The 26,129-nt window shown below is 70.5% G+C and carries 26 protein-coding genes; 6 read left to right on the forward strand and 20 right to left on the reverse strand.

The window, feature by feature from the left end:
• Nucleotides 1-2 precede the first annotated feature (2 nt).
• The 12 genes from miaB to ACLBWP_RS17465 form a co-directional block, all read right to left on the reverse strand.
• Nucleotides 3-1,496 carry a tRNA (N6-isopentenyl adenosine(37)-C2)-methylthiotransferase MiaB gene (gene miaB, locus ACLBWP_RS17410; protein WP_447656109.1) on the reverse strand — a complete coding sequence of 498 codons (1,494 nt, stop codon included), beginning with the start codon at nt 1,494-1,496 and terminating at the stop codon, nt 3-5.
• Between the two features lie 47 nt (nt 1,497-1,543).
• Nucleotides 1,544-2,428: a regulatory protein RecX gene (locus tag ACLBWP_RS17415; RefSeq protein ID WP_447656111.1), complete on the reverse strand. Its 885-nt coding sequence runs from the start codon at nt 2,426-2,428 to the stop codon at nt 1,544-1,546.
• Nucleotides 2,425-3,492, reverse strand: coding sequence for a recombinase RecA (recA, locus tag ACLBWP_RS17420; protein ID WP_243561863.1), 1,068 nt, complete (start codon nt 3,490-3,492; stop codon nt 2,425-2,427). Before recA ends, ACLBWP_RS17415 begins: the two co-directional genes overlap by 4 nt.
• Nucleotides 3,493-3,773: 281 nt before the next feature.
• Nucleotides 3,774-3,998 carry a DUF3046 domain-containing protein gene (locus ACLBWP_RS17425; RefSeq protein ID WP_243561864.1) on the reverse strand — a complete coding sequence of 75 codons (225 nt, stop codon included), beginning with the start codon at nt 3,996-3,998 and terminating at the stop codon, nt 3,774-3,776.
• A 104-nt stretch (nt 3,999-4,102) separates the two neighbouring features.
• Nucleotides 4,103-4,411, reverse strand: a complete 309-nt coding sequence (locus tag ACLBWP_RS17430; protein WP_071298851.1) for a helix-turn-helix domain-containing protein — start codon at nt 4,409-4,411, stop codon at nt 4,103-4,105.
• A 155-nt stretch (nt 4,412-4,566) separates the two neighbouring features.
• Nucleotides 4,567-5,076: a CinA family protein gene (locus ACLBWP_RS17435; RefSeq protein WP_447656113.1), complete on the reverse strand. Its 510-nt coding sequence runs from the start codon at nt 5,074-5,076 to the stop codon at nt 4,567-4,569.
• Complete coding sequence (gene pgsA, locus ACLBWP_RS17440) at nt 5,073-5,708, reverse strand: CDP-diacylglycerol--glycerol-3-phosphate 3-phosphatidyltransferase (protein ID WP_447656115.1); 636 nt, start codon at nt 5,706-5,708, stop codon at nt 5,073-5,075. Before pgsA ends, ACLBWP_RS17435 begins: the two co-directional genes overlap by 4 nt.
• Nucleotides 5,709-5,714: 6 nt before the next feature.
• The gene (locus tag ACLBWP_RS17445) at nt 5,715-8,642 is read right to left on the reverse strand and encodes a DNA translocase FtsK (protein WP_447656117.1); all 2,928 of its coding nucleotides are present in this window, start codon (nt 8,640-8,642) and stop codon (nt 5,715-5,717) included.
• A 135-nt stretch (nt 8,643-8,777) separates the two neighbouring features.
• Nucleotides 8,778-10,454 carry a ribonuclease J gene (locus tag ACLBWP_RS17450; protein ID WP_243561868.1) on the reverse strand — a complete coding sequence of 559 codons (1,677 nt, stop codon included), beginning with the start codon at nt 10,452-10,454 and terminating at the stop codon, nt 8,778-8,780.
• A gap of 47 nt (nt 10,455-10,501) precedes the next feature.
• Nucleotides 10,502-11,479, reverse strand: a complete 978-nt coding sequence (dapA, locus tag ACLBWP_RS17455) for a 4-hydroxy-tetrahydrodipicolinate synthase (protein WP_243561869.1) — start codon at nt 11,477-11,479, stop codon at nt 10,502-10,504.
• 59 nt (nt 11,480-11,538) lie between these two features.
• Complete coding sequence (locus ACLBWP_RS17460) at nt 11,539-12,060, reverse strand: dihydrofolate reductase (protein WP_447656119.1); 522 nt, start codon at nt 12,058-12,060, stop codon at nt 11,539-11,541.
• Nucleotides 12,060-12,875, reverse strand: a complete 816-nt coding sequence (locus tag ACLBWP_RS17465; protein ID WP_447656121.1) for a thymidylate synthase — start codon at nt 12,873-12,875, stop codon at nt 12,060-12,062. The genes ACLBWP_RS17460 and ACLBWP_RS17465 overlap by 1 nt, the downstream gene beginning before the upstream one ends.
• 95 nt (nt 12,876-12,970) lie before the next feature.
• Here ACLBWP_RS17465 and ACLBWP_RS17470 point away from each other — a divergent pair, with 95 nt between their 5' ends.
• Nucleotides 12,971-13,876, forward strand: coding sequence for a TIGR01777 family oxidoreductase (locus ACLBWP_RS17470; RefSeq protein WP_447656122.1), 906 nt, complete (start codon nt 12,971-12,973; stop codon nt 13,874-13,876).
• Between the two features lie 22 nt (nt 13,877-13,898).
• Here ACLBWP_RS17470 and ACLBWP_RS17475 read toward each other — a convergent pair whose 3' ends face one another.
• A complete protein-coding gene (locus ACLBWP_RS17475) occupies nt 13,899-14,357 on the reverse strand; it encodes a tetratricopeptide repeat protein (protein ID WP_447656123.1) in 459 nt (152 codons plus the stop codon).
• Nucleotide 14,358: 1 nt separating this feature from the next.
• Nucleotides 14,359-15,105, reverse strand: coding sequence for a 4-hydroxy-tetrahydrodipicolinate reductase (locus ACLBWP_RS17480; protein ID WP_447656124.1), 747 nt, complete (start codon nt 15,103-15,105; stop codon nt 14,359-14,361).
• Nucleotides 15,106-15,127: 22 nt separating this feature from the next.
• Between ACLBWP_RS17480 and ACLBWP_RS17485 the strand changes: the two genes are divergently transcribed.
• Nucleotides 15,128-15,634 carry a GNAT family N-acetyltransferase gene (locus tag ACLBWP_RS17485; protein WP_447656125.1) on the forward strand — a complete coding sequence of 169 codons (507 nt, stop codon included), beginning with the start codon at nt 15,128-15,130 and terminating at the stop codon, nt 15,632-15,634.
• 104 nt (nt 15,635-15,738) lie between these two features.
• Here ACLBWP_RS17485 and ACLBWP_RS17490 read toward each other — a convergent pair whose 3' ends face one another.
• Nucleotides 15,739-16,341: a histidine phosphatase family protein gene (locus tag ACLBWP_RS17490; protein WP_243561875.1), complete on the reverse strand. Its 603-nt coding sequence runs from the start codon at nt 16,339-16,341 to the stop codon at nt 15,739-15,741.
• A 5-nt stretch (nt 16,342-16,346) separates the two neighbouring features.
• Nucleotides 16,347-17,684 (reverse strand): M16 family metallopeptidase, encoded by a 1,338-nt coding sequence (locus tag ACLBWP_RS17495; protein ID WP_243561876.1) that lies wholly within the window; start codon nt 17,682-17,684, stop codon nt 16,347-16,349.
• A gap of 259 nt (nt 17,685-17,943) precedes the next feature.
• Between ACLBWP_RS17495 and ACLBWP_RS17500 the strand changes: the two genes are divergently transcribed.
• The 3 genes from ACLBWP_RS17500 to ACLBWP_RS17510 all read left to right on the forward strand — a co-directional run bounded on the left by ACLBWP_RS17500 (nt 17,944) and on the right by ACLBWP_RS17510 (nt 20,457).
• On the forward strand, nt 17,944-18,594 hold the full coding sequence (locus tag ACLBWP_RS17500) for a TetR/AcrR family transcriptional regulator (RefSeq protein ID WP_243561877.1): 651 nt from the start codon (nt 17,944-17,946) through the stop codon (nt 18,592-18,594).
• A 232-nt stretch (nt 18,595-18,826) separates the two neighbouring features.
• Nucleotides 18,827-19,792 (forward strand): ferritin-like domain-containing protein, encoded by a 966-nt coding sequence (locus ACLBWP_RS17505; RefSeq protein WP_243561878.1) that lies wholly within the window; start codon nt 18,827-18,829, stop codon nt 19,790-19,792.
• A gap of 137 nt (nt 19,793-19,929) precedes the next feature.
• Nucleotides 19,930-20,457, forward strand: coding sequence for a YbhB/YbcL family Raf kinase inhibitor-like protein (locus ACLBWP_RS17510; RefSeq protein ID WP_447656126.1), 528 nt, complete (start codon nt 19,930-19,932; stop codon nt 20,455-20,457).
• A 157-nt stretch (nt 20,458-20,614) separates the two neighbouring features.
• Here the strand turns inward: ACLBWP_RS17510 and ACLBWP_RS17515 are convergent, their stop codons facing one another.
• Nucleotides 20,615-22,903, reverse strand: a complete 2,289-nt coding sequence (locus ACLBWP_RS17515) for a polyribonucleotide nucleotidyltransferase (RefSeq protein WP_243561880.1) — start codon at nt 22,901-22,903, stop codon at nt 20,615-20,617.
• A 277-nt stretch (nt 22,904-23,180) separates the two neighbouring features.
• Here ACLBWP_RS17515 and ACLBWP_RS17520 point away from each other — a divergent pair, with 277 nt between their 5' ends.
• On the forward strand, nt 23,181-24,371 hold the full coding sequence (locus ACLBWP_RS17520; RefSeq protein ID WP_447656127.1) for an aggregation-promoting factor C-terminal-like domain-containing protein: 1,191 nt from the start codon (nt 23,181-23,183) through the stop codon (nt 24,369-24,371).
• Between the two features lie 106 nt (nt 24,372-24,477).
• On the opposite strand, the gene ACLBWP_RS17525 is transcribed toward ACLBWP_RS17520, so the two are convergent.
• The 3 genes from ACLBWP_RS17525 to ACLBWP_RS17535 form a co-directional block, all read right to left on the reverse strand.
• Nucleotides 24,478-25,098 (reverse strand): CE1759 family FMN reductase, encoded by a 621-nt coding sequence (locus ACLBWP_RS17525; RefSeq protein ID WP_447656128.1) that lies wholly within the window; start codon nt 25,096-25,098, stop codon nt 24,478-24,480.
• A 169-nt stretch (nt 25,099-25,267) separates the two neighbouring features.
• Nucleotides 25,268-25,537 carry a 30S ribosomal protein S15 gene (rpsO, locus tag ACLBWP_RS17530; RefSeq protein WP_243561883.1) on the reverse strand — a complete coding sequence of 90 codons (270 nt, stop codon included), beginning with the start codon at nt 25,535-25,537 and terminating at the stop codon, nt 25,268-25,270.
• Between the two features lie 123 nt (nt 25,538-25,660).
• Nucleotides 25,661-26,101: a VanZ family protein gene (locus ACLBWP_RS17535; RefSeq protein WP_447656129.1), complete on the reverse strand. Its 441-nt coding sequence runs from the start codon at nt 26,099-26,101 to the stop codon at nt 25,661-25,663.
• Nucleotides 26,102-26,129: the final 28 nt, after the last annotated feature.

Below are 26,129 nucleotides of genomic sequence, written 5' to 3' on the forward strand. Positions count from 1 at the left end.
GATCAGCGGCCGACGCGGAGCGACGGCAGCCCGAGTGACACTGGCTGCGGCCCAGCGCTCGTCCCGGCCGGGGTCGGAACGCCGCACGACTCGGCCTGCGCGCGGTCCCAGGCCTCACCCGCGCGGGTGCGGCGGATGCGGAGCGGAGCGTCGGCGTCGGCGATCAGGAAGTGCGGCGCGGCGCGGGTGACCTCGACCGTGGCGACGTCCCCCGGGCGTGGGACGTCCGAGCCGGCCGGCACCGTGAAGTGCACGAGCCGGGAGTCCTCAGCCCGGCCTGACAGACGGTCCGTTGCGCCGTCCTTGCGGCCCTCGCCGCTCGCCACCAGGACCTGGACCGTGCGGCCGACCTGCTTCGCGTTCTCTTCTGCCGTGATGCGCTCCTGCAGCGCGGTGAGCCGCTCGTACCGTTCTTGCACGATCGCCTTCGGCAGCTGCTCGTCCATCGTCGCCGCGGGCGTGCCCGGACGGATGGAGTACTGGAAGGTGAACGCCGAGGCGAAGCGTGCCTGCTCGACGACGCGCAGGGTGTCCGCGAAGTCCTGCTCGGTCTCGCCCGGGAACCCCACGATGATGTCGGTGGAGATCGCCGCGTGCGGGATGGCGGCGCGGACCCGGTCGAGGATGCCGAGGAACCGTTCGCTGCGGTAGCTCCTTCGCATGGCCTTGAGCACGCGGTCCGAACCGGACTGCAGCGGCATGTGCAGCTGGGGCATGACGTTCGGGGTCTCGGCCATCGCGTCGATGACGTCGTCGGTGAACGCGGCGGGGTGCGGGCTGGTGAACCGGACGCGCTCCAGGCCCTCGATCTGCCCGGTGGCGCGCAGCAGCTTGCCGAAGGCCTGTCGGTCGCCGAACTCGACGCCGTACGAATTGACGTTCTGGCCCAGCAGCGTGACCTCGATCGCGCCGTCGTCGACGAGCGTCTGGATCTCGGCGAGGACGTCGCCCGGTCGGCGGTCCTTCTCCTTGCCGCGCAGCGAGGGCACGATGCAGAACGTGCAGGTGTTGTTGCATCCGACCGAGATCGACACCCACCCGCTGTGCGTGGAGTCGCGCTTGGTCGGCAGGGTCGACGGGAAGACATCGAGCGACTCGAGGATCTCGAGTTGCGCTTCACCGTTGTGCCGGGCCCGTTCCAGCAGCGTCGGGAGCGATCCCATGTTGTGCGTCCCGAACACGACGTCGACCCACGGCGCCTTCTCGAGGATGACGTCCTTGTCCTTCTGCGCCAGGCACCCGCCGACGGCGATCTGCATGCCCGGGTGGTCGCGCTTGACGCCGGCGAGCTGCCCGAGGTTGCCGTACAGGCGGTTGTCGGCATTCTCGCGCACCGCACAGGTGTTGATCACCACGACGTCCGCCTGCGTGCCGTCGGCCGCGACGTACCCCGCTGCCTGGAGCGAGCCGCTCAGACGCTCCGAGTCGTGCACGTTCATCTGGCACCCGTGGGTGCGGACTTCGTAGGTGCGGGGCTGCGCGTCGACAGTGGCCATGGTCGTCCCAGTGTAGGTCGGCGAGGCGCCCCGGACGGGTTGCGCCGCTACTCGAACCGGACGGGGTCGCGCGCACCACCGGGGCGGGACCGCCCGCCACCGTCGAGCGCGCGCTCGACCGCGATCCGGACGATGCCGCCGTTGTAGCCCTTGCGCATCAGGAAGCCCGACAGTCGCCGTTCCGCCGTCGCTCGGTCGAGCCCCCGCAGCTGCCCGGCACGCTTCTGCGCCAGCTCGATCGCCCGGAGGAACTCGTCGTCATCGTCGTCGGCCGCGGCGTCGAGTGCGGCGTCGATGGCGGCCTGGTCGATGCCCCGGCGACGGAGTTCCGCCACGACACCCTGACGACCCAGGCCCTTGCGGTCGTGCAGTCGGTCGACCAGGTCGGTGGCGAGGGCGACGTCGTCCAGCAGGCCGACCCGGGTCAGACGCTCGAGCTCGTGCTCCACCACCTCGGGGTCGAGGTCGTTCCGGGTGAGCGTCGAGCGCATCTCGGACTCGCTGACGCCCTTGCGTCCGAGGGCTCGCATGCTGAGCCGCTCGGCGTCGGCACGTTGCTCGTCGAGCGGACGCGGCGCGTCGGCGGGATCGATCTCGTCGCCGCCGGCGATCGAGAACACCGACGCCGTCTGGGCGGGTGCTTCGTCGTCGGCGTCGTACCCGGACTGCTCGGCGCGGGCACTGCGACCGGAGCCGTCACCGACCACGGGCGAGACCCATTCCGACGGTTCGCGGTGGCCGTGCAGGCGCACCGGCACCGGAGCGTCCGCGTCGAGTTCTCCGGACCCGCTGGCCGTCGCGTCGGTGGGCTCGGCGTCGGCCGGGTCGTCCACAGCCGGGGTCGCCGGTTGATCGGCACCCCGAGCCCGACGGGACCGCGCACCGAACAGGTCGGTGACCGGCGCGAGGTCCGCGTCGTCGTCGATGCTCACGCGCCCTTGCGCGCGGCGAGCTTGGGCTCGATGGACTCCACCGGCGCCGCGTCAGCAGCAGGCTTGGCCCCGCCGACGCCGAGCTTGGCGAGGATCTTGCCCTCGATCTCGGCAGCGATCTCCGGGTTCTGGATCAGGAACGAACGCGAGTTCTCCTTGCCCTGCCCGAGCTGGTCGCCGTCGTAGGTGTACCAGGCACCCGACTTCTTGACGATGTTGTGGTCGACACCGAAGTCGAGCAACGAGCCCTCGCGCGAGATGCCCGTGCCGTACAGGATGTCGAACTCGGCCTGCTTGAAGGGCGGCGCCATCTTGTTCTTGACGACCTTGACGCGCGTGCGGTTGCCCACCGCGTCGGTGCCGGTCTTCAGGGTCTCGATGCGACGGATGTCGAGGCGGACGGACGCGTAGAACTTCAGCGCCTTACCACCGGACGTGGTCTCCGGGGAGCCGAAGAACACACCGATCTTCTCGCGCAGCTGGTTGATGAAGATCATCGTGGTCTGCGTCTGGTTGAGCCCACCGGCCAGCTTGCGGAGCGCCTGGGACATCAGGCGTGCCTGCAGGCCGACGTGGGAGTCACCCATCTCGCCCTCGATCTCGGCGCGGGGCACGAGCGCCGCGACGGAGTCGATGACGATCAGGTCGATCGAGCCCGAGCGCACCAGCATGTCCGCGATCTCGAGGGCCTGTTCGGCGGTGTCGGGCTGCGAGACCAGGAGCGCGTCGATGTCCACGCCGAGCGCCTTGGCGTACTCGGGGTCGAGCGCGTGCTCGGCGTCGATGAACGCCGCGATGCCCCCGTTGCGCTGCGCGTTGGCGATGGCGTGGATCGTCAGGGTCGTCTTACCAGAGGACTCCGGGCCGTAGATCTCGATGATGCGGCCACGCGGCAGCCCACCGATGCCGAGGGCGACGTCCAGCGCGACCGAACCGGTGGGGATGACGGCGACCGGTGCGCGGTCGTCGGAGCCCAGGCGCATGACTGCACCCTTGCCGAACTGCCGGTCGATCTGGGCGAGGGCGGTCTCGAGGGACTTCTCGCGGTCTGCGGGTGAAGGCATGGTGTGCTCCTGCGTGGTCGTGGTCTGCCGCCTGTAGGCTGTCTGGTCCCCAGCGGCCGATGGTGCAGGGCTGCTGGTTTCCGGACAAGGCTCCGGGTGTCTCCCGATGGCTTCGAACCTAGGGCCGGCCACCGACATGTCTGCCGGTGATCACGCTGCCTGTGGACGAGTTCCTCGAGGGACTCCGATGTGCAGGAACGTACCACCCGTCGAACACGCGTTCGAGCGACACGCCGAACACGCGTTCGAGCGACACGTCGTGCGTGCGTTCGACCGACCGGTCAGTCCCGTGGCTCGAGCAGGCCCTTGCCGTGTCGGCGCTCGGGCGGCACGTCCTGCGAGTCGCACAGGGCATCCCAGACCTTGCGGGTGTCGATCCCCGCGGCGATGGCCTCGGCAGCCGACCGTCCGCCCAGCTCCTCGAGCACGACGTCCCGTGCCACCACGGCGCCGTAGGCCTCGCCGAACACCTGGTCCACGGCTCGCCAGAACTCACTCACGCGCATCCGACAAGGCTAGACCGACCGCGACCACCCGGAACACGAGAACGCCCCGGACACGAGAACGCCCCCACCGGCGGACCGGCGGGGGCGTTCGTGAGCGATGCGGTTCAGCGCACCGCGAGGTCGTTGTCGAACTCGGCGACGAGCTCGTCCGGGAGCGTGTCCGGCACGGGGACCAGTCCTTCGACCACGGCGAGACGGTCTCCCACTTCGCGCATGATCGTCGAGATCGGGGTGTCCAGCGCGTCCGCGACGGACGCGAGGATCTCCGAGCTGGCTTCCTTCTGCCCACGCTCGACCTCGCTGAGGTACCCGAGCGCAACACTGGCCTTGGACGCGACCTGACGGAGGGTCCGGCCCTTCTGCAAGCGGAAGTCCCGCAGAACGTCGCCGATTTCCTGACGAACGAGAACCATGAGAACTCCTCCTCTCCTGTCGTCTCCGGGCCCGGTCGGTCGGGATGACCGTAACGGGGTCCGACAACGGGATCGTTGCCGGTTGCAGCATGGTAGCCACTGGGGCTGCCGTCCTGCTGGAGATTGCGTGAGATGTAACCCAGCGGTAACGCGGGTCATTCCCCACCGTCGAGCGTGGCGGACAGTCGTACCAGCAGTTCGGAGACGACGGCCTGTCGGATTGCGTCACGGTCGCCGTCCAGGTGCAGTTCGAAGGCCTGCGCCCCGTCCGCCGAGGCGATCCCGACGAACACCGTGCCCACCGACTTGCCGTCCTGCGGGTCCGGTCCGGCCACCCCGGTGGTGCTGATCCCCCAGGTGGCGGGGACGCCGTCGACCGCCAGGGCCGTCCGCACGCCGGACGCCATCTGCCGCGCGACCTCGGGGTCCACGGCCCCGTTGGCGGCCAGCAGCGCCGCCGACACCCCGAGCACCGTCGCCTTGACCGGGGTGGCGTAGGCCACGACCCCGCCGCGGACGACCGCGCTGGCGCCGGGCACGGCCACGAGCGCGGCGACCACCAGTCCCCCGGTGAGTGACTCGGCGACCGCCACGGATTCACCGCGGACGGTCAGTTCGGACACCACGCGTGGCGCGATGCGGACAGCGGCGTCCGCTCCGCTCACGTGGCGGTCCGGTTGTGCTTCGCCGCCTGGTACAGGTAGTCGGCACCGCTGAGCAGGGTGGCGACGACGGCGGCGGTCATCAGGATGCCGTTCGTCCAGTGCGCGACGTCGCCGGCGAAGCCCCACCAGGGGAACAGCGCGAGCGTGATGGCGACGGCCTGCAGCACGGTCTTGATCTTGCCGCCACGGCTGGCCGGGATCACCCGGTCGGACAGCACCGCGAAGCGGAAGACCGTGATGCCGATCTCGCGCAGCATGATGAGCACGGTGACGTACCAGGGCAGTTCGCCGAGGATCGACAGCGCCACGAGCGCGCCGCCGATGAGCACCTTGTCGGCGATCGGGTCGACGAGCTTGCCGAAGTCCGTCACCAGGTCCTGACGTCGGGCGATGATGCCGTCGGCGCTGTCGGTGACGATCGCCACGACGAAGATCACGGCTGCCCAGATGCGGACGGACGTGTCCTGCCCGCCGTCCGACAGCAGCAGGACGAAGAACAGCGGCGCCATCAGGATGCGGATGACGGTGATGATGTTCGCCACGTTCGCGGTGGACGCGGGACCCGGCCCCTTGCGCAAGAGTCGCCCGCGCCACGGGAACCGCTTGCTGGTGGTGCCTTCCGAGGCGGTCATCTGCGATCACTCCCTGCCGGTGAGGCCCCAGGCGTCCTCGTCCGGTTCGTCCTCGACCTGATCGTACCCTCGTGTCATGTCGCCCACCGGGTCGGCGCCGTACCGGTCGTCGTCCGGAGCGGAAGCAACAGCGGCAGCCGGGGCGGAAGCCGGACCGGAAGCAACAGCCGACCCCGCCGGAGCGACCGGCGCAGCGGGCGGTGCCGGGGGCTCCTCACCGCGCAGGGTGGCCAGCACCGACGGCAGCTGGTCCGCGGTGACCAGCACGTCGCGGGCCTTGGAGCCCTCGGACGGCCCGACGATGTCACGCGACTCCATCAGGTCCATCAGCCGTCCGGCCTTGGCGAACCCGACACGGAGCTTGCGCTGGAGCATCGACGTCGACCCGAACTGCGTCGACACGACCTGCTCGACGGCGGCGAGCAGCAGCTCGAGGTCGTCGCCGATGTCGGCGTCGATCTCCTTGCGCTCGACCACGGCGGCGACGTCCTGCCGGTACTCGGGCTGGGCCTGCCGGGTGACGTGCTGGACGACCTCGGCGACCTCGCTCTCCTGCACCCAGGCGCCCTGAACGCGGACGGCCTTCGACGACCCCATCGGCAGGAACAGCGCGTCGCCCTGCCCGATGAGCTTGTCGGCGCCGGGCTGGTCGAGGATGACGCGGGAGTCGGTGACGCTCGTGACCGCGAAGGCGATCCGCGACGGCACGTTGGCCTTGATCAGGCCGGTGATGACGTCGACCGAGGGCCGCTGCGTCGCGAGCACCAGGTGGATGCCGGCGGCACGGGCGAGCTGAGTGATGCGGACGATCGACTCTTCGACGTCCCGCGGCGCGACGAGCATCAGGTCCGCCAGCTCGTCCACGACGACCAGCAGGTACGGGTACGGCTTGAGCTTGCGCTCGCTGCCTGCGGGCAGCACGATCTCGTTGTTCTGGATCGCCTTGTTGAAGTCGTCGACGTGGCGGAACCCGAACGACGCCAGGTCGTCGTACCGCATGTCCATCTCCTTCACGACCCACTGCAGCGCTTCGGCCGCCTTCTTGGGGTTCGTGATGATGGGCGTGATCAGGTGCGGGACGCCGGCGTAGATCGACAGCTCGACCCGCTTCGGGTCGACGAGCACCATGCGGACCTCGGACGGCTTCGCGCGCATGAGCAGCGAGGTGATCATCGAGTTGATGAACACCGACTTGCCCGAGCCGGTGGAGCCGGCCACCAGCAGGTGCGGCATCTTCGCCAGGTTCGCCACGACGAACCCGCCCTCGACGTCCTTGCCGACACCGATCGTCATCGGGTGCTTGGACTTGGTCGCCGCGTTCGACCGCAGCACGTCGCCCAGGGACACGATCTCGCGGTCGGAGTTCGGGATCTCGACGCCGATGGCGCTCTTGCCCGGGATCGGCGACAGGATCCGGACCTCGTTCGACGCCACCGCGTACGACAGGTTCTTCGACAGCGCGGTGACCCGCTCGACCTTGACACCCGGGCCGAGTTCGATCTCGTACCGGGTCACGGTCGGGCCACGCGAGAAGCCGGTGACCCGGGCGTCGACCTTGAACTCGGTCAGCACGCCCGTGATCGCCGCGACGATGTCGTCGTTGGCCTGGCTGCGGGCGACCGACGGCGTGCCGGCGCTCAGCGTGGTGGCCGCGGGCAGCCGGTAGGGGCGCGAGGGGTCGTCGACCGACGGCACGGCGTCCGCCGCGGGCAGGTCCGGTTCGGCGACGTCCGCCGGGAGGGCCGGGGAGACCACCGCGGGCACGTCGCGCCCGGGACGGATCACCTGGGTGGCGTCGTCCGGCACGGGTGCGCCGAAGTCGCGGAGCGCCTGTTCGGCGCGGTCGAGGTCGGCGGCGACCTCGGTCTCGAGCGAGTCGTTGAGGTTCAGCGACGCGGGCTCGGCCGGCGTGTGGTCGACCAGGCCCGCCGCGGCGCCACGGTTCGGGGACGGTGCGACGACCGGAGCTGCCGCAGCTGGGGACTCGGGGATGACCGGGCTGTCGTACGCCGGGTCTTCTTCACGACCGGACTTGTTGCGCCGCCACCACGGGATGTGCCCCTCGGCGTCGTCGGCCGGCTGGTCGCCGTCCGCGAAGCCCAGGTCGTCGAACAGCTGCAGCTCCGGTGCGTCCTTCTTCCGACCGCGCCCACGCGCGGGAGTGGTCGGCTCGGCCGCGTCCTCGGAGACGTCGTCGGTGGCGGGAGCGGGCGCACCGAACAGGTAGGCGTACAGCTCGTGCAGGCGTCGACCGAGCTTGTTCGGCGGCGTCTTGGTGATGATGAACAGCGAGAGCACGAGCAGGACGACGGCGACCGGCACGGCGATCCACGGCGTCGCGACCGCCACCAGCCACCCGATGACGACCCAGCCGATCACCCCGCCGGCGGTGGCCAGCACGGGCATGCCGTCCGACGCGCTGGGCTGCCCGCCGAACACGTGGCAGAGCGACGAGATCGAGACGAGCAGCAGCCCCAGGCCGATCCCGATCCGGGTGTTGTCGTGCACCGATGCCGGATGGCGGAACAACCACCCCGCGAACACGACCATGATCACCGGCAGCGCGAACGCCAGCCGTCCGAACAGTCCACCGAACGTGTACGCGTCGAGCGCGATCGACACCACGTTGGTCGGGTTGAGCCACTCGACGACCGCACCGGCGATGGCCAGCACGAACAGGAAGAACGGGAAGCCGTCGCGGCGCTGGTCCTTGTCCAACGACTCTTTTCCGAGCAGCCGGAACATCGCTCCGACGCCGTGCGCCATCCCCAGCCAGGCCGTCACGAGCGGGTTCGGACCGCCGAACTCGACCGCGGGCGTCGCCTGCGGGAGCTTCTTCGTGGTGGCCTGGGTGCGCGACGTTCCGCGCGCCCCACTCGTGCGGGACGACGTGGTCGCGCGCGAGCGCGAGGTCGACTTGGTGCCTCCGGCCATGGGCACGACCATAACGCCACCTGGGGACAACGCCGTGCAGCCCCGCCGCACCGGCGCCCGGAACGGCCAGGAGGCCCGGTGCCGGTCCGTCACGGACCGGCACCGGGCCTCCTGGGTCGGGCTGCGTGCCCGGCGCTACGCCTCGATGATCACCGGGACGATCATCGGACGGCGGCGGTGCTTGGTGTTGACCCAGCGACCGACGGTCCGGCGGACCACCTGGCTGAACGCGTGCGCGTCGCGGGTGCCGTTGCCGGCCGCGTCGGCCAGCGCTCGGGCGATCTGCGGTCGGACGTCGTCGAAGACCGAGTCGTCCTCGGCGAAGCCGCGGGACTGGATCTCCGGGCCGATGACGCACTGACCGGTCGCGAAGTCGACCGCGCAGAAGACGGAGATGAAGCCCTCTTCGGCCAGGACGCGGCGGTCCTTCAGGTCGGCGTCGGTGATCTCGCCCACGGTCGAGCCGTCGACGTAGACGTACCCGATGTCGAGCTGTCCGGCGACGTTCACGACGCCGTCCTTCAGGTCGACCACGATGCCGTCCTGGCCCAGGATGACGTTGCGCGGCGGGACGCCGGTCTGGATCGCCAGGTCGGCGTTGGCGTACAGGTGGCGGTGCTCACCGTGCACGGGCAGGACGTTGCGCGGCCGCAGGATGTTGTAGCAGTACAGCAGCTCGCCGGCCGAGGCGTGTCCGGAGACGTGCACCTTCGCGTTGCCCTTGTGCACGACCTTCGCGCCGAGCTTGGTCAGGCCGTCGATCACGCGGTAGACGGCGTTCTCGTTGCCCGGGATGAGCGAGGACGCCAGGATGACGGTGTCGCCCTCGCCGATCTCGATCTGGTGCTCGAGGTTCGCCATGCGCGCCAGGACGGCCATCGGCTCGCCCTGCGACCCCGTCGACATGTAGACGATCTGGTCGTCCGGCACGTTCTTGGCCTTCTTGGTGTCGATCAGCACGTTCTCCGGCACCCGCAGGTAGCCGAGCTCGGCGGCGATCGTCATGTTGCGGATCATCGAGCGGCCCATGAACGCGACCTTGCGGTTGGCGGCCGCGGCGGCGTCGAGGACCTGCTGCACGCGGTGCACGTGCGACGAGAAGCTCGCGACGACGACCTTCTTGCGGGCGCGCGTGATGATGTTCTCGAGCACCGGGCCGATGTCGCGCTCGGGGGCCGTGAAGCCGGGGACGTCGGCGTTCGTCGAGTCCGGCAGGAACAGGTCGACGCCCTGCTCGCCCAGGCGCGCGAAGGCACGCAGGTCGGTGATGCGGTCGTCGAGCGGCAGCTGGTCCATCTTGAAGTCGCCCGTGTGCAGCACGCGCCCCGCGGGGGTGGTGATGGCGACGGCGAGGGCGTCGGGGATGGAGTGGTTGACCGCGACGAACTCCAGGTGGAACGGGCCGAGCTGCTCGGTCTGGTCCTCGGCCACGACGAGCGTGTACGGCTTGATCCGGTGTTCCTTGAGCTTCGCTTCGACGAGCGCCAGGGTCAGCGTGGAGCCGATCAGTGGGATGTCGTCCCGCAGCTTCAGCAGGTACGGCACCGCGCCGATGTGGTCCTCGTGGCCGTGGGTGAGCACCACGCCGAGCACGTCGTCGAGACGGCCGCGGATCGGCGTGAAGTCGGGCAGGATCAGGTCCACGCCCGGCTGGTGCTCTTCGGGGAACAGCACGCCGGCGTCGACGATGAGGAGCTTGCCCTCGTACTCGTAGACGGTCATGTTGCGGCCGATCTCGCCGAGACCGCCGATCGGGATGACGCGGAGGGTGCCCTGCTCGAGGGGCTGGGGTTCGGAGACTTGCGTGGGCATTCGGTCCTGACTGCTTCGGCGGCGCGCGTCCTGCGCACCGCGGTCGATCAACGGGTGGTGCCTGGCACCTTCGGAAGCGCACCGCCGGCGGCCGCGTTGCGGTCGGGGCGGAAGTTGGAGAAGTCGGCGCCGGGGATGCCGTGCACCGCTTCGAGCGAGGTCTCGATGGCGTACGCCTCGGAGTCCTCGGGGCCGACGAGCGGCAGGCGGACGCGCGGGCTGCCGATGCGGCCGAGCCCGTGCAGGATGTACTTCGCCGCGACGGTGCCCGGCACGTGGGTCATGACGGCGCGGACCAGGGGCTCGAGCCGCTGGTGCTCACGCGTGGCCGTCGCCAGGTCGCCCGCGTTCACCGCGTCGACGATGGTGCGGTACGGCGTGCTCGTGATGTTCGCCGTCACGCCGATCAGCCCGGTGGCACCGATCGACAGGTGCGGGAGCACGTTCGTGTCGTCGCCGGAGAAGTACATGAGGTCGGTGTTGTTGAGCACCCGGGACACCTCGGCGAAGTCGCCCTTGGCGTCCTTGACGGCCAGGATGTTCGGGTGCTTCGACGCCCGCAGGATGGTGTCGTACGTGATCGGGATGCCCGTGCGACCGGGGATGTCGTACAGGATCACCGGCAGGTCCGTGGCGTCGGCGATCATCCGGAAGTGGGTGAGCACGCCGGCCTGGGTCGGCTTGTTGTAGTACGGCGTGACGATCATCACGCCGTCCGCACCAGCACGCTCGCTCTGCTTGTACAGCTGCATCGCGTGGGCGGTCTCGTTCGAGCCACCGCCCGTGATGATCTTCGCGCGGCCCGCGGCGACGGACTTGCCGACCTCGACCAGGCGGAGCTTCTCGGGGTCCGTCAGCGTGCTCGTCTCGCCCGTGGTGCCGGTGACGACGATGCCGTCGGCGCCGGCGGTGATGCAGTTCTCGATGTGCTGCTCGACACCGGGCCAGTCGACCTCGCCGTCGGCGGTGAACGGCGTCACGAGGGCGACGAGGACCTGGCCGAAGGGATTCTCACGCTGGGACACGGCCACCAGCGTACCGGGGATGGGCAGCACCCCGCCCGTCCGCGCGGACGGTGGTCCGTTCACGCACGTCGGCGCCACTCGCGGAAGCGGTACCGGGTCCCCGTGCGCGAGGTCTGCCAGGCGCCGTCGTCGACGAGCCGCCAGGTGTCGGGGTCGGCCGCCAGGTCGGGTGCGACGGTGTCCCCCGTGACGTCGAGGTCGATGACCGTCTCGGACACCCGGTCGGCGAACGGCAGCGCCGCGGCGTAGACCTGACCGCCACCCATCACCCACAGGGACTGGTCGGTGTCGAGCGCGGTCGCCAGGTCCGGCGCGACCTGTGCACCGTCGGCCGACCACGACCCGTCACGGGTCAGGACGACGTTGCGGCGCCCCGGCAACGGACGGAAGCGCTCGGGCAACGACTCCCAGGTCCGACGACCCATGACCACGGTGGCGTCGCCCGTGACCTGCCGGAAGTGCGCCAGGTCCTCGGGGACGTGCCACGGCATCCCACCGTCGGCACCGATGACCCCACGGGGCGACCGTGCCCACACCATGCCGACACCGCGGACGGGTTCGGACCAGGCAGCGTCGGTCATCAGACGGCGACCGCGCCCGAGATCGCCGGGTGGTGCTGGTAGCCGACGACGGTGAAGTCCTCGTACCGGTAGTCGTCGATCGAGTCGCGCGAGGCGAGCTCGAGCGTGGGCAGCGGGTACGCCGCCCGCGAGAGCTGCTCCTGCACCTGCTCGACGTGGTTGTCGTACACGTGGCAGTCGCCGCCGGTCCACACGAAGTCACCGACCTGCAGTCCGGTCTGCGCCGCGATCATGTGCGTCAGCAACGCGTACGAGGCGATGTTGAACGGCACGCCGAGGAACATGTCCGCGCTGCGCTGGTAGAGCTGGCACGAGAGCTTGCCGTCGTTGACGTGGAACTGGAAGAACGCGTGGCACGGAGCGAGCGCCATGTCCGGGATGTCCGCGACGTTCCACGCCGACACGATCAGCCGGCGGGAGTCGGGGTTCGTGCGGATCTGGTCGATGACCTGGGCGATCTGGTCGACGTGCTCGCCCGACGGGGTCGGCCACGAGCGCCACTGCACGCCGTACACCGGGCCGAGGTCGCCGGACGCGTCGGCCCACTCGTTCCAGATGCGGACGCCGTGCTCCTGCAACCAGGTGGCGTTGCCGTCGCCGCGCAGGAACCAGAGCAGTTCGTACGCGATCGACTTGAAGTGCACCCGCTTGGTCGTGATGAGCGGGAACCCCTGCGACAGGTCGTAGCGCAGCTGCGCGCCGAACAGGCTGCGCGTCCCGGTGCCGGTGCGGTCGCCCTTCGGGGACCCCTCGGTCAGCACCCGGCGCAGCAGGTCTTCGTAGGGCGTGGCAACGGTGGTGGCGGTGTCGGTCACGACCACGAGCCTAAACGCGACCACCGGCATCGGCGACCCGGGCCCACCGGGCGCACACCGGGCCTCCCGGCCGGTGGCTGAGTAGCGTTGGGTCCATGACCGAACAGCCGCTCTCGATCCTGATCGCCGGAGCATCCGGGTTCATCGGGACCCCCCTGGTACGCGCCCTGCGCGACGCCGGACACCACGTGTCGACCCTGGTCCGCCGCGAGCCGCACTCCCCCACCGAGTTCCGGTGGGCGCCCGGGCGACGGCCCCTCGACCCGGCGGTGCTCGACGGCGCCGACGTGGTCATCAACCTGGCCGGGGCGAGCATCGCCAAGCTGCCCTGGACCGAGACCTACAAGCAGGAGATCCGCTCCTCGCGCGTGGACGCCACGGACACCCTGGTCGAGGCCATGCGACACGCCAGCACGCCACCGAAGCTGTTCCTGTCCGGGTCGGCGTCCGGCATCTACGGCGACCGTCCGTCCGACGTGCTGCAGGACGACGCGGGTGCCGGCACCGGGTTCCTGGCCGACGTCTGCGTCGCGTGGGAGGCCGCCGCCGCAGCCGCACCCGAGGGCGTCCGCGTGGTGACGCTCCGCACGGGCATCGTGATCGGCGAGGGTGGCGGCGCACTCGCACCCCTCCTGCCCCTGACCAAGCTCGGCCTGGGCAGCCGCCTCGGCACCGGTGGGCAGCACTGGCCCTGGATCGCACTGCAGGACGAGGTCGGTGCGATCGTGCACCTGGCCACCGCCGCCCCGGGAGTCTCCGGACCGGTGAACCTGGCCGGACCCGAGCCCGCCGTGGCCGAGCGCATCACCAAGCGTGTCGCCGAGGACCTGCACCGCCCGTACCTGTTCCGGGTGCCGGAGTTCGCGCTCCGCGCGCTGCTGCGTGACGCCGCGGACGAGATGCTGCTGTCGAGCCAGCAGATGGTGCCGACGAAGCTGCTCGAGTCGGGCTACGCGTTCCAGTACACCCGCGCCGAGGACGCCGTCGACGCGGTCCTGTAGCGCGGGCGGCGCGCCGCGCTCGTCACGCGTGCGGAGCGCGCGGCGCGTGCGCGAGCGCCGTCCGCATCGCGGCCCGCGCCCGCTTGCGGTCGCCGGCGGCGTCGTACACGACCCCGAGCCGGAACCACGCCCGCCAGTCGTCGGGCGCGGCCTCGACCGCGGCCTTGTACGCGGGGAACAGCTCGTCCGCCGCAGCGCGGGTGGGTCGGCCCGACGGACGGACCTCGACGACGTCGTCCGGCGTGGCGCCCTCGCGCTCGAGTCGCGCGCCCAGGCGGGTGATCCGCAGCCCGAACCGGAACTCCAGCACGAGCAGCAGCACCCCGATGACGGCGATGACGGCCAGCGCGATGCCGATCGCGATCCCGATGGCCAGCCCGGTCGCGATGAACGCCACGGCCCGCTGCCCGATCAGCACGATGTACACCAGCAGCAGCACCGCCATCAGCGCCGCGCCCCAGAACGGCGAGCGGATCCCCACGTCAGCCGATCCCGATCACGGTGCCGAGCCCGACGGACAGACCCCGCAGGTCGCCGAGCGCAGCCAGCGCAGCACGGATGCCGGGGGCGTACGCGGCGTCGTCGGTGGTGTCGTGGCGGATCGTCAGGACCTCGCCCGGGCCGCTCAGCACGACGTCCTGCACGGCCTTGACGCCCGGCAGGCGCAGCGAGTGGATCGGCACACTGGCCACCTGCTGGCCCCGGGCGCGCTGGTCGACGTGCGGCGCGTCGACGGGGCCGACGTCGCGGCGGGCCTCGGACACGAGCTCGGCGGTGCGGACGGCGGTGCCCGACGGCGAGTCGATCTTGCCGGCGTGGTGCGTCTCGACGATCTCGACGGACGGGAACCACGGCGCGGCGATCGTCGCCAGGTGGGTGCCGATCACCGAGCCGATCGAGAAGTTCGGCACGACCAGCACGCCCTGGTCGGGGCGCTCTGCGAGCGAGGTCCGCAGGCCGGCGAGCCGCGAGGCCGACCACCCGGAGGTGCCGACCAGCACGTTCGCGCCGCTGCTGAGCGCCGCTGCGACGATGTCCGGGCTGAGCGCCGGCACGGTCACGTCGACCACGATCGCGGCCCCGGCGAAGACGGACGGGTCGGCCCGGTGCACGGCGTCCTTCGACGACAGCCGCGCCACGATTTCGAAGTCGGGCAGTTCCTGCACGACGGAGGCCACGAGGCCCCCGAGACGACCGGTGGCGCCGACGACGGCGACGGGAGTGACCATGCGCCCATCCTAGGATCGCCCCATGACCACCGATCGCACTCCGGTCACCGTCCGCACCGTGCCCGCCGACCTGCCCGAGGTCGACGCGCTGCTCGACGCCTACCTGGACGAGCGCGAGGCGACGTTCCCGAGCGCGCAGGGGTCCTACTCCCGCAAGCGCACGCCGGCGGCCGAGTTCACCCCGCCGAACGGCGTGTTCGTGGTGGCGTACGACGGTGACGACCCGGTCGGCTGCGGTGGGCTCCGGCGCATCGCGGACGACGGGGACCAGGTCCGGTGCGAGGTCAAGCACGTGTTCGTCGCGCCCGCCGGACGCGGTCGCGGGGTGGCGACCGCAGTGATGGACGAGCTCGAGCGTGCGGGCGCGGCGATGGGCGCGACGGCGATCGTGCTCGACACGAACGACTCGCTGGTCGCCGCGGCGGCGATGTACCGCAGCCGCGGCTACGAGCGCATCGCACCCTTCAACGACAACCCGAACGCGACCGCCTGGTACCGCAAGCCGGTCGCGTCCGACGCGACCCACTGACGGACCGGAGGCGCGTGGCGGGCCCGCCACGGGCCTGCCGTCCGGTGGTCCGACGGCCCAGGTGCGTCGGGCCAGGTACGTCGGGCCAGGGACGTCGGTCGCCGCTACAGGGGCTGCTCGACGGGCAGCCCGGTCCGGAGCTCGACCGGCAGGTGCGCCGTGTCGTTGAGCGTGACCAGCTCGGCGGGCTTGGCCGACCGGATCCGGATGACCGTCAGCGCAGTGTGGGCGACGTTCGTCCCCATCCACCGCCACTCGGGGGCTTGGAAGACCTCGCGGACGAACCACCCGATCACGGCGTTGTGCGTGATGATCAGGTCGTGGCGGTCCTGGATCGACGGCGTGAACCACTCGGCCACGGCATCGCCCATCTGGGCCTGTCCGGCGAGGATCTCCTCTTCGGTGATCCCGCCGTAGAACTTCTTGTACGCGGTCGGCATCTCGGGCGTCGGACCGGAGGGGATGCAGTCGAACAGCAGCGTCGACGGTTCGGGCTGGATCGCGGGCAGGCGCCGTGCCAGGAACGACGCGGTCTCGCTCGGCGCGTCCAACGGGGAGTGCCAGACGCCGTCGAACGGCACCCCGCCCAGCCGGTCAGCGATGAGCATCGACTGGCGCTTGCCGCGCTCGGACAGCTTGCCGTCGCGCAGACCGTGCTCGGCGTCCTGGTGCTCGCCGTGGCGCACGAGGTAGAGGTAGTGCGACATGTCCGTCACCGACCGCCGGTGCCGATCGCCGCTTCGAGCGTCGCCCGCTCGACGTCGCCGACGACCGCGGTGATGGTCGGTCGGGTCAGCAGGTCGCGCGCGAGCTCGAGGACGTCGTCGGTGGTGACACGGTCGACGCGGTCGAGTGCGGTGTCCAGGTCGGTGAACTCCCCGGTCCCGAGTTCGGCGCGGCCGAGCCGGGTCATGCGGGCGTCGGCGTCCTCGAGCGAGAGCGTGACGGCACCCTCGATCTGGCCCTTCGCCCGGCGGAGCTCGTCGTCGGTGATGCCGTCGTCGGCCATCTTGCGGAACTCGGCGTCGATGATGTCGATCACCCCGGCGACGTTGTCCGGCGCGCACCCGGCATAGACCCCGAAGGCACCGTTGTCCAGGTAGGCGGGCGCGAAGGACGACACCGCATAGGCCAGTCCCCGGCGCTCGCGCACCTCTTGGAACAGGCGCGAGCTCATCCCGCCGCCGAGCACGGCGTTCAACACGCTGAGCACCGGCCGACGGTCGTCGCGCAGGTCGAGTCCCTGCGACCCGCGGAGCATGCTGACCTGCTCGGTGGGACGGTGCACGACCGTCAGGCGTTCCTCGGCGCGGTCGGCCACCGGTTGCGCGACTCGTCGGGCCACCGGTCGCGCCTTCGATGCGCCGCCGAAGACCTCGTCGACCAGGGCGCAGAACTGGTCGTGGTCGACGGCACCAGCGGCGGTGATGACCAGACCGCTCGGCGCGTAGTGCTCGGCGTAGTGCGCCATCACCTCGTCGCGCTGGACGGCGCGGATGCTCTCCGGGGTGCCGCCGATGGGCCGACCGAGCGCATGCCCCTCGAACGCCGCGGCGAAGAACGCCTCGCCGGCCAGGTCCGCCGGGTCGTCGGCCGCCATCGCGAGCTCTTCGAGGATGACGCCGCGCTCGATGTCGAACGCGGCGGGCTCGAGGACCGAGTCGGTCACCATGTCCCCGATGACCCGCACGGCCATCGGGACGTCGGCGTCACGGACCCGTGCGTAGTAGCACGTGTACTCCTTGGCCGTGGCGGCGTTGTGCTCGCCACCGACGGAGTCGAACGCGACGGCGATGTCGAGTGCGCTCCGGCTGGTCGTGCCCTTGAACAGCAGGTGCTCGAGGAAGTGCGTGGAGCCGAACTGGCCGGCACGTTCATCGCGGGACCCGACGCCGACCCAGTACCCGATGCTCGTGGAGTGAGATGCCGGAACCGCCTCGGTCAGCACGCGGACGCCCGACGGGAGCACGCTTCGGCGGACGAAGGAGCCTCCGGACGTCAGGAACGACGTGTCCGGGGCCTCGAGGGGCAACGGCACTGGGTGGTTCATCGCGGTCGAGCCTACTGATCATCCGACCCCCGACTTCCAGTTTGGCCGCCGCGCTCAGACCTCCTTCGGACGTACCTCGAACTGGGGTACAGGATTTGAGGACAGACCGACTCGTCTGTCTGTCCTCCTTGTGGTACTGTTGGTTCACCGGATCGGCAGCCCCCCTAGATACCGATCCGGTGGCTCGGGACATCAGTCCTCGGCGGCACGAGTCCCCCCACTCAGTCGCGGAGCCGATGACCCCAAGGAGAGCCACGCTGTGACGGTCGATTCCCCCCAACCGGCCGTCCAGCGTCTCCCTGGAACGAGCACTGCGGCCTCCGCGCCGTCGGACGGGTCGAGCCTCCCCCCGGCTCCCCGCTCCGGCGGCGCGAAGGTCCGCATCCTCGAGACCGCGTCGCGGTTGTTCTACGACGAGGGCATCCACGGCGTGGGCGTCGACCGCCTGATCTCCGAGGCGAGCGTCACGAAGGCGACGTTCTACAAGCACTACGGATCCAAGGACAACCTGATCCTGGCCTACGTCACCGCCCAGCACGAACGCGTGCAGCAGCGCTTCGAGCAGGTCGTCGACGGCGCATCGGATGCGCAGGACGCCGTCCGCGCCTGGGTCGCATCGCTCGTGTCCGACGTCAACGACCCGGCCTTCCGTGGCTGCGCGTTCCTCAACGCCGCCGCCGAGTACCACGACCCGCGCAGCCCCGTCCGTCAGGTGGTGGCGATGCACCGCGACTGGTACACCGAGCGCCTCGGCGACCTGCTGCAGGAAGCCGGGCACCCGATGCCGGGTGACGGCGCCGACGAGCTCATGCTCGCCCGCGACGGAGCGATGTCCGGCGCGTACGCGGGCGACGCGATCGCGGCCACGGCTGCGCTCCAACGTGTCGCCGACCGCGTGCTCGCCGGCTGAACCACCGCATCTGCGGCTGAACCACCGGATCTGCGGCTGCCCTGCCGCATCTGCGGCTGGCCGCGTCGCGGAACGTTCACGGGCCTGTTTACGCGCTGCCCCTCGTGGCGTGACCCGTTCGGGGGTACCGTCACCCCCACGATCGACCAGCCCGCCGATCGCGGCCAGGTCGATCTGTCTCCCTGCTGTGTCGACCGGGTCCCGTGCAAACCAGCACGTCTCGAGGACATCGATGTTCGACAACGCCTTCATCCGTCATGCCGTCGACCGCAGCGCTGAGAACGCGCTCGACCGACGCCGCTTCTTCGCAGCCGCCGGTGTCGCCGGCGCCTCCGCTGGCATCGCCGCACTCGGCTCGTCGGTGCTCACCGGCGACCGCGCCGCCGCCTCCCCCGCCGAGGACGGTGCCGTCTCCGATGCCGCCATCCTCAACTTCGCCCTCAACCTGGAGTACCTCGAGGCCGAGTTCTACCTGCGTGCCGTGTTCGGCACCGGCCTGACCGACAGCATGATCACCGGCATCGACCCCCAGGGGCCGGTCGTCGGTGGCAGCAAGGTGCCGTTCAAGACCGCCGCCATCCGGGGCATCGCCACCGAGATCGCCAACGACGAGCGAGCCCACGTCGCGTTCCTCCGGTCGGCGCTCGGCGGCGCCGCCGTCGCCCGACCGAAGATCGACTTCACGAACGCCTTCACGGCAGCAGCACGTGCCGCCGGCGTGGTCGGTCCGACCGGCAGCTTCGACCCGTTCGCCAGCGAGGAGTTCTTCCTGCTCGGTGCGTACGTGTTCGAGGACGTCGGCGTCACCGCCTACAAGGGTGCCGCTCCGCTCATCACCAACAAGACCTACCTGAGCGCGGCAGCGGGCATCCTGGCCGTCGAGGCGTACCACGCGGGCATCATCCGCTCGAAGCTGTACGACAAGGGCCTGCAGGTGCCGGCGAACAAGATCTCCGACGCCCGTGACTCGCTCGACGGGCCGACCGACGACGACCAGGGGATCACGACCTCGACGGGCGCGGTCAACTTCGTCCCGACCGATGCGAACTCCCTGGCCTACGGTCGCACCGCCGAGCGCGTGCTCAACGTGGTGTTCCTGACGCCGAACCAGATCGACAAGGGCGGCTTCTTCCCCGAGGGGGTCAACGGCCCGATCGTCGCGAGCGGCAACCCGGGCAGCGCGACCGGTCCCGCCTGATCCGCCGGGTCGCCGGAAGCGCGACCACCTGACGGACAGGAGGCACGGTGCGGGCCCGCACCGTGCCTCCTGGCCGTCCCCCGGTCACCTGGGTGACCTCCCGGTCACCGCCCGGGCACGGGTGGTTGCCTGGGCACATGGCCAACGACCCGCTCTGGCGCCTCCCCGAGGTGCCCACCTTCACCCTGACCAGCCCCGACTTCACCGACGGTGCCGTGCTGCCGACCTCGGCGCGCGGTTCCGACGTCGGGGGCGAGGACCGCTCCCCCGCACTCGAGTGGTCCGGTGCTCCCGAGGGCACGCAGAGCTACGTGCTCACCGTGTACGACCCCGACGCACCGACCGGCTCCGGCTTCTGGCACTGGAGCGTGTCCGACATCCCCGGGTCGGCGACCTCGCTGCCCGCCGGTGCCGGCACGGACGACGCCCTGCTGCCCGCCGAGGCCATGCGTCGCCGCAACGAGTTCGGCACCGACACCTTCCTGGGTGCCGCTCCGCCCGCCGGACACGGCGCACACCGGTACTTCTTCACGCTGAGCGCGCTCGACGTCCCCGTGCTCGAGGTCCCGGCCGACGCCACCCCCGCGGTCGTCGGCTTCATGCTGCGCGAGCACCTGCTCGGGCGTGCACAGCTCATGGGCACACAGGAGACCCCGGGGTCCTGAAGTCCTGCCCCTCTCCGACTCGGAACGACACCGTCGATGTCGTGCGACGACGATCGTGTCGTTCCGAGTCGGATCTGACCGTCAGGGCATCCCATACACGCGGAACGGCCGCCGCCCCCAGGGGCGACGGCCGTTCGTGCAGTCAGGCGAGGGGCGTTCAGCCCTCGGCCGGCGCCTCGGCGTGCGAGGTGTGACCCTCGCCACCGGCGGTGTCGACCTCGTCCGCCACGACCGGTGCGAGCGAGAGCTTGCCACGGTCGTCGACCTTGGTGACCTCGACCAGGACCTTCTGGCCGACGCCGAGCACGTCCTCGACGTTCTCCACACGCTTGCCACCGGCGAGCTTGCGGACCTCGGAGACGTGCAGCAGACCGTCGCGACCCGGCAGCAGCGACACGAAGGCGCCGAACGTGGCGATCTTCACGACGGTGCCGAGGAACTGGTCCCCGATCTCCGGGTTGGTCGGGTTGGCGATCGCGTTGACCTGCAGGCGCGCTGCCTCGGCCGACGGACCGTCCACGGCACCGATGTACACGGTGCCGTCGTCCTCGATGGAGATGTCGGCACCGGTGGTGTCCTGGATCCCGTTGATCGTCTTGCCCTTCGGGCCGATCAGCTCGCCGATCTTGTCGACGGGGATCTGCACCGAGATGACACGCGGCGCGGTGTCCGCCATCTCGTCGGGAGCGTCGATCGCCTCGGTCAGCACACCGAGGATCGCGGAGCGCGCTTCCTTGGCCTGCTTCAGCGCGGCGTCGAGCACGGACGACGGGATGCCGTCGAGCTTGGTGTCGAGCTGGATCGCGGTGACGAACTCCGAGGTACCGGCGACCTTGAAGTCCATGTCACCGAGGGCGTCCTCGGCACCGAGGATGTCGGTCAGCGCCGCGTAGCGGGTCTGACCGTCGACGGTGTCGGAGACCAGGCCCATCGCGATGCCGGCGACGGGGGCCTTGAGGGGCACACCCGCGTTGAGCAGCGACAGGGTCGAGGCGCAGACGGAGCCCATCGACGTCGAACCGTTGGAGCTGAGCGCCTCGGACACCTGACGGATCGCGTAGGGGAACTCCTCGCGCGACGGCAGCACCGGCACGAGGGCGCGCTCGGCCAGGAAGCCGTGCCCGATCTCGCGACGCTTCGGCGAACCCACGCGGCCGGTCTCACCGGTCGAGTAGGGCGGGAAGTTGTAGTGGTGCAGGTAGCGCTTCTTCGTGACGGGCGACAGCGAGTCGATCTGCTGCTCCATCTTGAGCATGTTCAGCGTGGTGACGCCGAGGATCTGCGTCTCGCCGCGCTGGAAGATCGCGGAACCGTGGACGCGCGGGATCACGGCGACCTCGGCGTCGAGCGGACGGATGTCGGCGAGGCCGCGACCGTCCATGCGGACCTGCTCGGTCAGGATGCGGCCGCGGACGACCTTCTTCGTGACCGACTTGTAGGCGCCACTGACCTGGCCGTTGGCGCTGTCGGGCAGCTCACCGGCGGAGACCTTCGCCGCGATGGCGTCCTTGACGCGGGCCTTGAGGGCATCGTCGGCGTTCTGGCGCTCGACCTTGCCGGCGATCTTGTACACGTCGCCGAGTTCGCCGAGGGCGATGGACTCGACCGCGGCGTAGACCTCGGGCTCGTAGGCCGGGAAGACCGGGTAGTCCTGGATCTCCTTGGCCGACTGCGCGGCCATCTTGGCCTGTGCTTCGACCAGGACCTTGAGGAACGGCTTCGCCGCTTCGAGGCCCTGGGCGACGACGGCCTCGTCGGGCTTGGTGGCGCCGCCCTGGATGAGGTCCCAACTGTGCTCGGTGGCCTCGGCCTCGACCATCATGATCGCGACGTCCTGGTTGCCGGCCTCGTCCGTGACGACACGGCCCGCGACGGTGAGGTCGAAGACGGCCTCGGCGAGCTGCGATGCCTTGGGGAACGCGACCCACTGGTCGGTGCCGTTGGCGCCCGGGATGAGCGCCAGACGCACACCGGCGATCGGGCCGGAGAACGGCAGACCGGAGATCTGCGTCGATGCCGAGGCGGCGTTGATCGCCAGCGCGTCGTAGAACTCGTCCGGAGCGATGCTCAGGACGGTGATGACGATCTGGACCTCGTTGCGCAGGCCGTCGACGAACGACGGGCGCAGCGGCCGGTCGATCAGACGGCAGACCAGGATCGCCTCGGTGCTCGGGCGGCCCTCACGGCGGAAGAACGAACCGGGGATCTTGCCGGCTGCGTACGAGCGCTCTTCGACGTCCACCGTCAGGGGGAAGAAGTCGAAGCCCTCGCGCGGGTGCTTGCCGGCGCTGGTGGCCGACAGCAGCATGGTCTCTTCGTCCAGGTACGCGGCGACGGCACCCTGTGCCTGCTGCGCGAGACGACCGGTCTCGAACCGGACCGTCCTGGTGCCGAAGCGACCGTTGTCGATGATCGCTTCCGCGAACTTGATCTCGGGACCCTCCAAGAGGATGCCTCCTTGTGTTCTGGATGCAGCAGACCCGGCCTCGGGCACACGCGTGCACGTGCGCTCCACGACGCGGAACGCATGTCTGGCCAGCAGTAGAAACAGTCGGGACGCCTCGGCCCGCATGCCACCACCGATGACCAGCTTCGTGCCGGTCTGCGTGCGATGTTGTGTGTCGTCACGGGAAACGGTCCCCGGACGCCCTGACTTTAGCAGTCGCCGGTGAATCGACGGCGAGGCTCGTCGCGAACGGGCGTGTCCTCGCTAGCCTGACCGCATGCGTCGAAGCCATTCCGGACGCGCGTTCGTCGCGGCCGCCGTCGTCCTCGGTGCGCTCGTCGTCCCCGCCGTCACCGCCTCCCCCGCCAGCGCGACCGACTACCCCACGTGGCAGGACGTCCAGGCAGCCAAGGGCAACGAGCAGGCCAAGCAGGCCGAGGTGTCGAAGGTGCAGGACGCGCTGAAGGCCGTGCAGGCCGACGCCGCAGGCAAGTCACAGGTCGCGCTGGACGCGGCCGCGAAGGCCGACCAGGCCGACGCCGAGCTCAGCGAGGCCGCCCAGACCGCCACGAGCCTCCAGGCCCAGGCCGACCAGGCCGCGCAGACCGCGCAGCGGGCGCAGACGCGCGCCGGCCAGCTGGCCGCCAACCTGTACCGCGACGGCTCGACCAACCAGATGACCACGAGGATCGCCACGGCGAAGGACCCCGACGAGCTGCTGTACCAGCTCGGCGCGATGGACCAGCTGACGACCACGTGGACGAGTGTCCTCGACGATGCCTCCGTCGCAGCCGGCACCGCGTCGTCGCTGCACGACCAGGCCACCCGGGCCGAGGCCGAACGCGCACGGCTGGCCCAGGCCGCCGAGGACCGGTCGACAGCGGCGAAGTCCGCCCAGGCGAAGGCCGATGCCGCCGTCGCGTCGACGAAGGACCACAGCGACGAGCTCTACGCGCAGCTGGCGTCACTCAAGGACACGACGGCGAAGGCCGAGCAGCAGTACGCCGTGGGTCAGGCCGTCGCCGCGCAGGCAGCGGCGCAGGCCCGGGCGGCGCAGGCGGCGGCGCAGGAGCAGGCGCTCGCAGCCCAGCAGGGAAGGCAGGCGAGTGCTGCGTCCTCCGGCAGTTCGTTCCCGGACACCGGCGGCGTGACGGTCGACCCGGCCGGCGCGAAGGCCTACGCCCGCAGCGTCCTGGGCAACTACGGCTGGGGCGACGACCAGTACGGGTGCCTGGTGTCGCTCTGGACGCAGGAGTCCGGCTGGCGCGCAAACGCCCTGAACTCGTCGAGTCTTGCCTACGGCATCCCCCAGGCGCTGCCGGCGAGCAAGATGTCCGCCGCCGGGGCCGACTGGCTGACGAACCAGGACACGCAGATCAACTGGGGCCTGTCCTACATCAAGTCGAGCTACGGCACCCCGTGCGGTGCGTGGAACCACGAGATGAGCGTCAACCCGCACTGGTACTGAGCGGGGGCCTGCCCGGCATCGTGCGAGGTCGACGGGTTGGTGCCTGGCAACAACCACGCACGGAGCCGTCAAGCGTGCACCCAGGCCGGACCTCGCACCGGTCGGGCTAGTGGCCCAGCCCGCCCAGCAGGCTCGCGAAGTCGCGCACCTCGGGCAGTGCGTCCGCCTGCTGCGGGACCCGACGGGAGGCCCCGATCGCCCAGGCCAGGTCGGCTCCGGCCCGGCGGATGCGTCCGTCCAGGGCCGCCTGCTCACCCTGGGTGCCCCAGTCGTCGGTCGCCGCGAACACCCCGGTCGGCACGACGGCCGCGCGCAGGTACGCGAACACGGGGCGGATGGCGTGGTCGATCGCCAGGGAGTGGCGTGCCGTGCCCCCGGTCGCCGCGATGAGGACCGGCATGTCCTGCAGGGCGTCCTTGTCCGTGATGTCGAGGAAGGACTTCGCCAGGCCGCTCATGCCGGCGGTGAACACCGGCGTGACGAAGACCAGGGCGTCCGCCTCGACGACCGCGGCCGTCGCGGCGGCCAACGCGGGCGCCTGGAACCCGGTGAGCATCGCGTCGATGATCTCGTGCGCCAGCGGACGCAGGTCGACGTGCACGACGCGAGCCGAGCCTCCTGGCTGCTGCTCGATGGCGGCGACGGCGGACTCGGCGAGACGGTCGGCGAGCAGGCGGGTCGACGACGGCTCGGAGAGCCCGGCGGAGACGACGGCGATGGTGGTCATGGTGACGTCCGATCTTTCAATGCGTTTGCATGAACACCCTACCGAACCCGCGCGCCCCCGCAACCATTCCCCCGCGCCCCCGCCCGAACGCGAGAACGCCCCGGTCCTCACGAGGAGGACCGGGGCGTTCGGTCAAGCGGGTGTCAGACGACGACCAGCGGCGCTGACGTCATCGGCGCAGGCCGAGACGCTCGATGAGCGTGCGGTAGCGGGCGATGTCGACGTCGGAGAGGTAGCCGAGCAGGCGGCGACGCTGGCCGACCATGAGCAGCAGACCACGACGCGAGTGGTGGTCGTGCTTGTGCTCCTTGAGGTGCTCGTTCAGGTCGTTGATACGACGCGTCAGAACGGCGACCTGGACCTCGGGGGATCCGGTGTCGCCCGGGTGGGTCGCGTACTGCTCGATGATCTCCTGCTTGACCTGTGCATCAAGTGCCATGGTGATCCCCTTCTGTTCTCGATGAGAACGTGTCCGTTGCGCGGTGCCCATGCCGGATGCATGAGCGCTCTTGATCCGCGGCCGTTCGACGGCAACCTGGAGACTCTACCAGAACAGCGGGTCTCAGACGGTCCTGGCCCGCAGGCTCCGACGCACCGGCAGCAGACTGCGGACGAGCCCGACGAGCGTGGCCCCGAGCAACCCGCCCAGGCCGTTCGCCAGCACGTCGCGGGGATCGGCGACACGGTACGGCAGCAGTTCGGCCTGCGCGAGCTCGATGCCCGCGGACAGGGCGACGGCGATGACCGCGGCGACGGCCCACCAGCGCCGGGGCAACCACAGCGCGGCGATGGCACCGACCGGCACGAACATCGCGATGTTCGCCAGGAACTCCGTGCGGTCGTAGGTCAGCCACGTGCCACCGGGCAGCTGTTGGGCGAACGACAGCGCCCGGAGCACCAGCGTGTCCTCGGCGTGCGAGAACACGTGCGGCGTCAGCGTCATCCGCCAGATCACCCAGGCGTAGGCGGCCGTCACGGCGAGCAGCAGGAGTTTCCGGAGCATCCGGACAGTGTGGGGGTGCGCCCTGCGC

The sequence above is a fragment of the Microbacterium sp. M1A1_1b genome (assembly GCF_053345565.1).

Bases quoted from the DNA above. Each gene is read 5' to 3' on its own strand.
- rpsO (WP_243561883.1), bottom strand. From the start codon at position 25,537: ATGGCACTTGATGCACAGGTCAAGCAGGAGATCATCGAGCAGTACGCG.
- ACLBWP_RS17470 (WP_447656122.1), top strand. From the start codon at position 12,971: ATGACCGAACAGCCGCTCTCGATCCTGATCGCCGGAGCATCCGGGTTC.
- ACLBWP_RS17480 (WP_447656124.1), bottom strand. From the start codon at position 15,105: ATGGTCACTCCCGTCGCCGTCGTCGGCGCCACCGGTCGTCTCGGGGGC.
- ACLBWP_RS17510 (WP_447656126.1), top strand. From the start codon at position 19,930: ATGGCCAACGACCCGCTCTGGCGCCTCCCCGAGGTGCCCACCTTCACC.
- ACLBWP_RS17450 (WP_243561868.1), bottom strand. From the start codon at position 10,454: ATGCCCACGCAAGTCTCCGAACCCCAGCCCCTCGAGCAGGGCACCCTC.
- recA (WP_243561863.1), bottom strand. From the start codon at position 3,492: ATGCCTTCACCCGCAGACCGCGAGAAGTCCCTCGAGACCGCCCTCGCC.
- pgsA (WP_447656115.1), bottom strand. From the start codon at position 5,708: ATGACCGCCTCGGAAGGCACCACCAGCAAGCGGTTCCCGTGGCGCGGG.
- ACLBWP_RS17460 (WP_447656119.1), bottom strand. From the start codon at position 12,060: ATGACCGACGCTGCCTGGTCCGAACCCGTCCGCGGTGTCGGCATGGTG.
- ACLBWP_RS17520 (WP_447656127.1), top strand. From the start codon at position 23,181: ATGCGTCGAAGCCATTCCGGACGCGCGTTCGTCGCGGCCGCCGTCGTC.
- ACLBWP_RS17485 (WP_447656125.1), top strand. From the start codon at position 15,128: ATGACCACCGATCGCACTCCGGTCACCGTCCGCACCGTGCCCGCCGAC.
- miaB (WP_447656109.1), bottom strand. From the start codon at position 1,496: ATGGCCACTGTCGACGCGCAGCCCCGCACCTACGAAGTCCGCACCCAC.
- ACLBWP_RS17525 (WP_447656128.1), bottom strand. From the start codon at position 25,098: ATGACCACCATCGCCGTCGTCTCCGCCGGGCTCTCCGAGCCGTCGTCG.
- ACLBWP_RS17445 (WP_447656117.1), bottom strand. From the start codon at position 8,642: ATGGCCGGAGGCACCAAGTCGACCTCGCGCTCGCGCGCGACCACGTCG.
- ACLBWP_RS17535 (WP_447656129.1), bottom strand. From the start codon at position 26,101: ATGCTCCGGAAACTCCTGCTGCTCGCCGTGACGGCCGCCTACGCCTGG.
- ACLBWP_RS17495 (WP_243561876.1), bottom strand. From the start codon at position 17,684: ATGAACCACCCAGTGCCGTTGCCCCTCGAGGCCCCGGACACGTCGTTC.
- ACLBWP_RS17505 (WP_243561878.1), top strand. From the start codon at position 18,827: ATGTTCGACAACGCCTTCATCCGTCATGCCGTCGACCGCAGCGCTGAG.
- ACLBWP_RS17430 (WP_071298851.1), bottom strand. From the start codon at position 4,411: ATGGTTCTCGTTCGTCAGGAAATCGGCGACGTTCTGCGGGACTTCCGC.
- ACLBWP_RS17425 (WP_243561864.1), bottom strand. From the start codon at position 3,998: ATGCGCGTGAGTGAGTTCTGGCGAGCCGTGGACCAGGTGTTCGGCGAG.
- ACLBWP_RS17490 (WP_243561875.1), bottom strand. From the start codon at position 16,341: ATGTCGCACTACCTCTACCTCGTGCGCCACGGCGAGCACCAGGACGCC.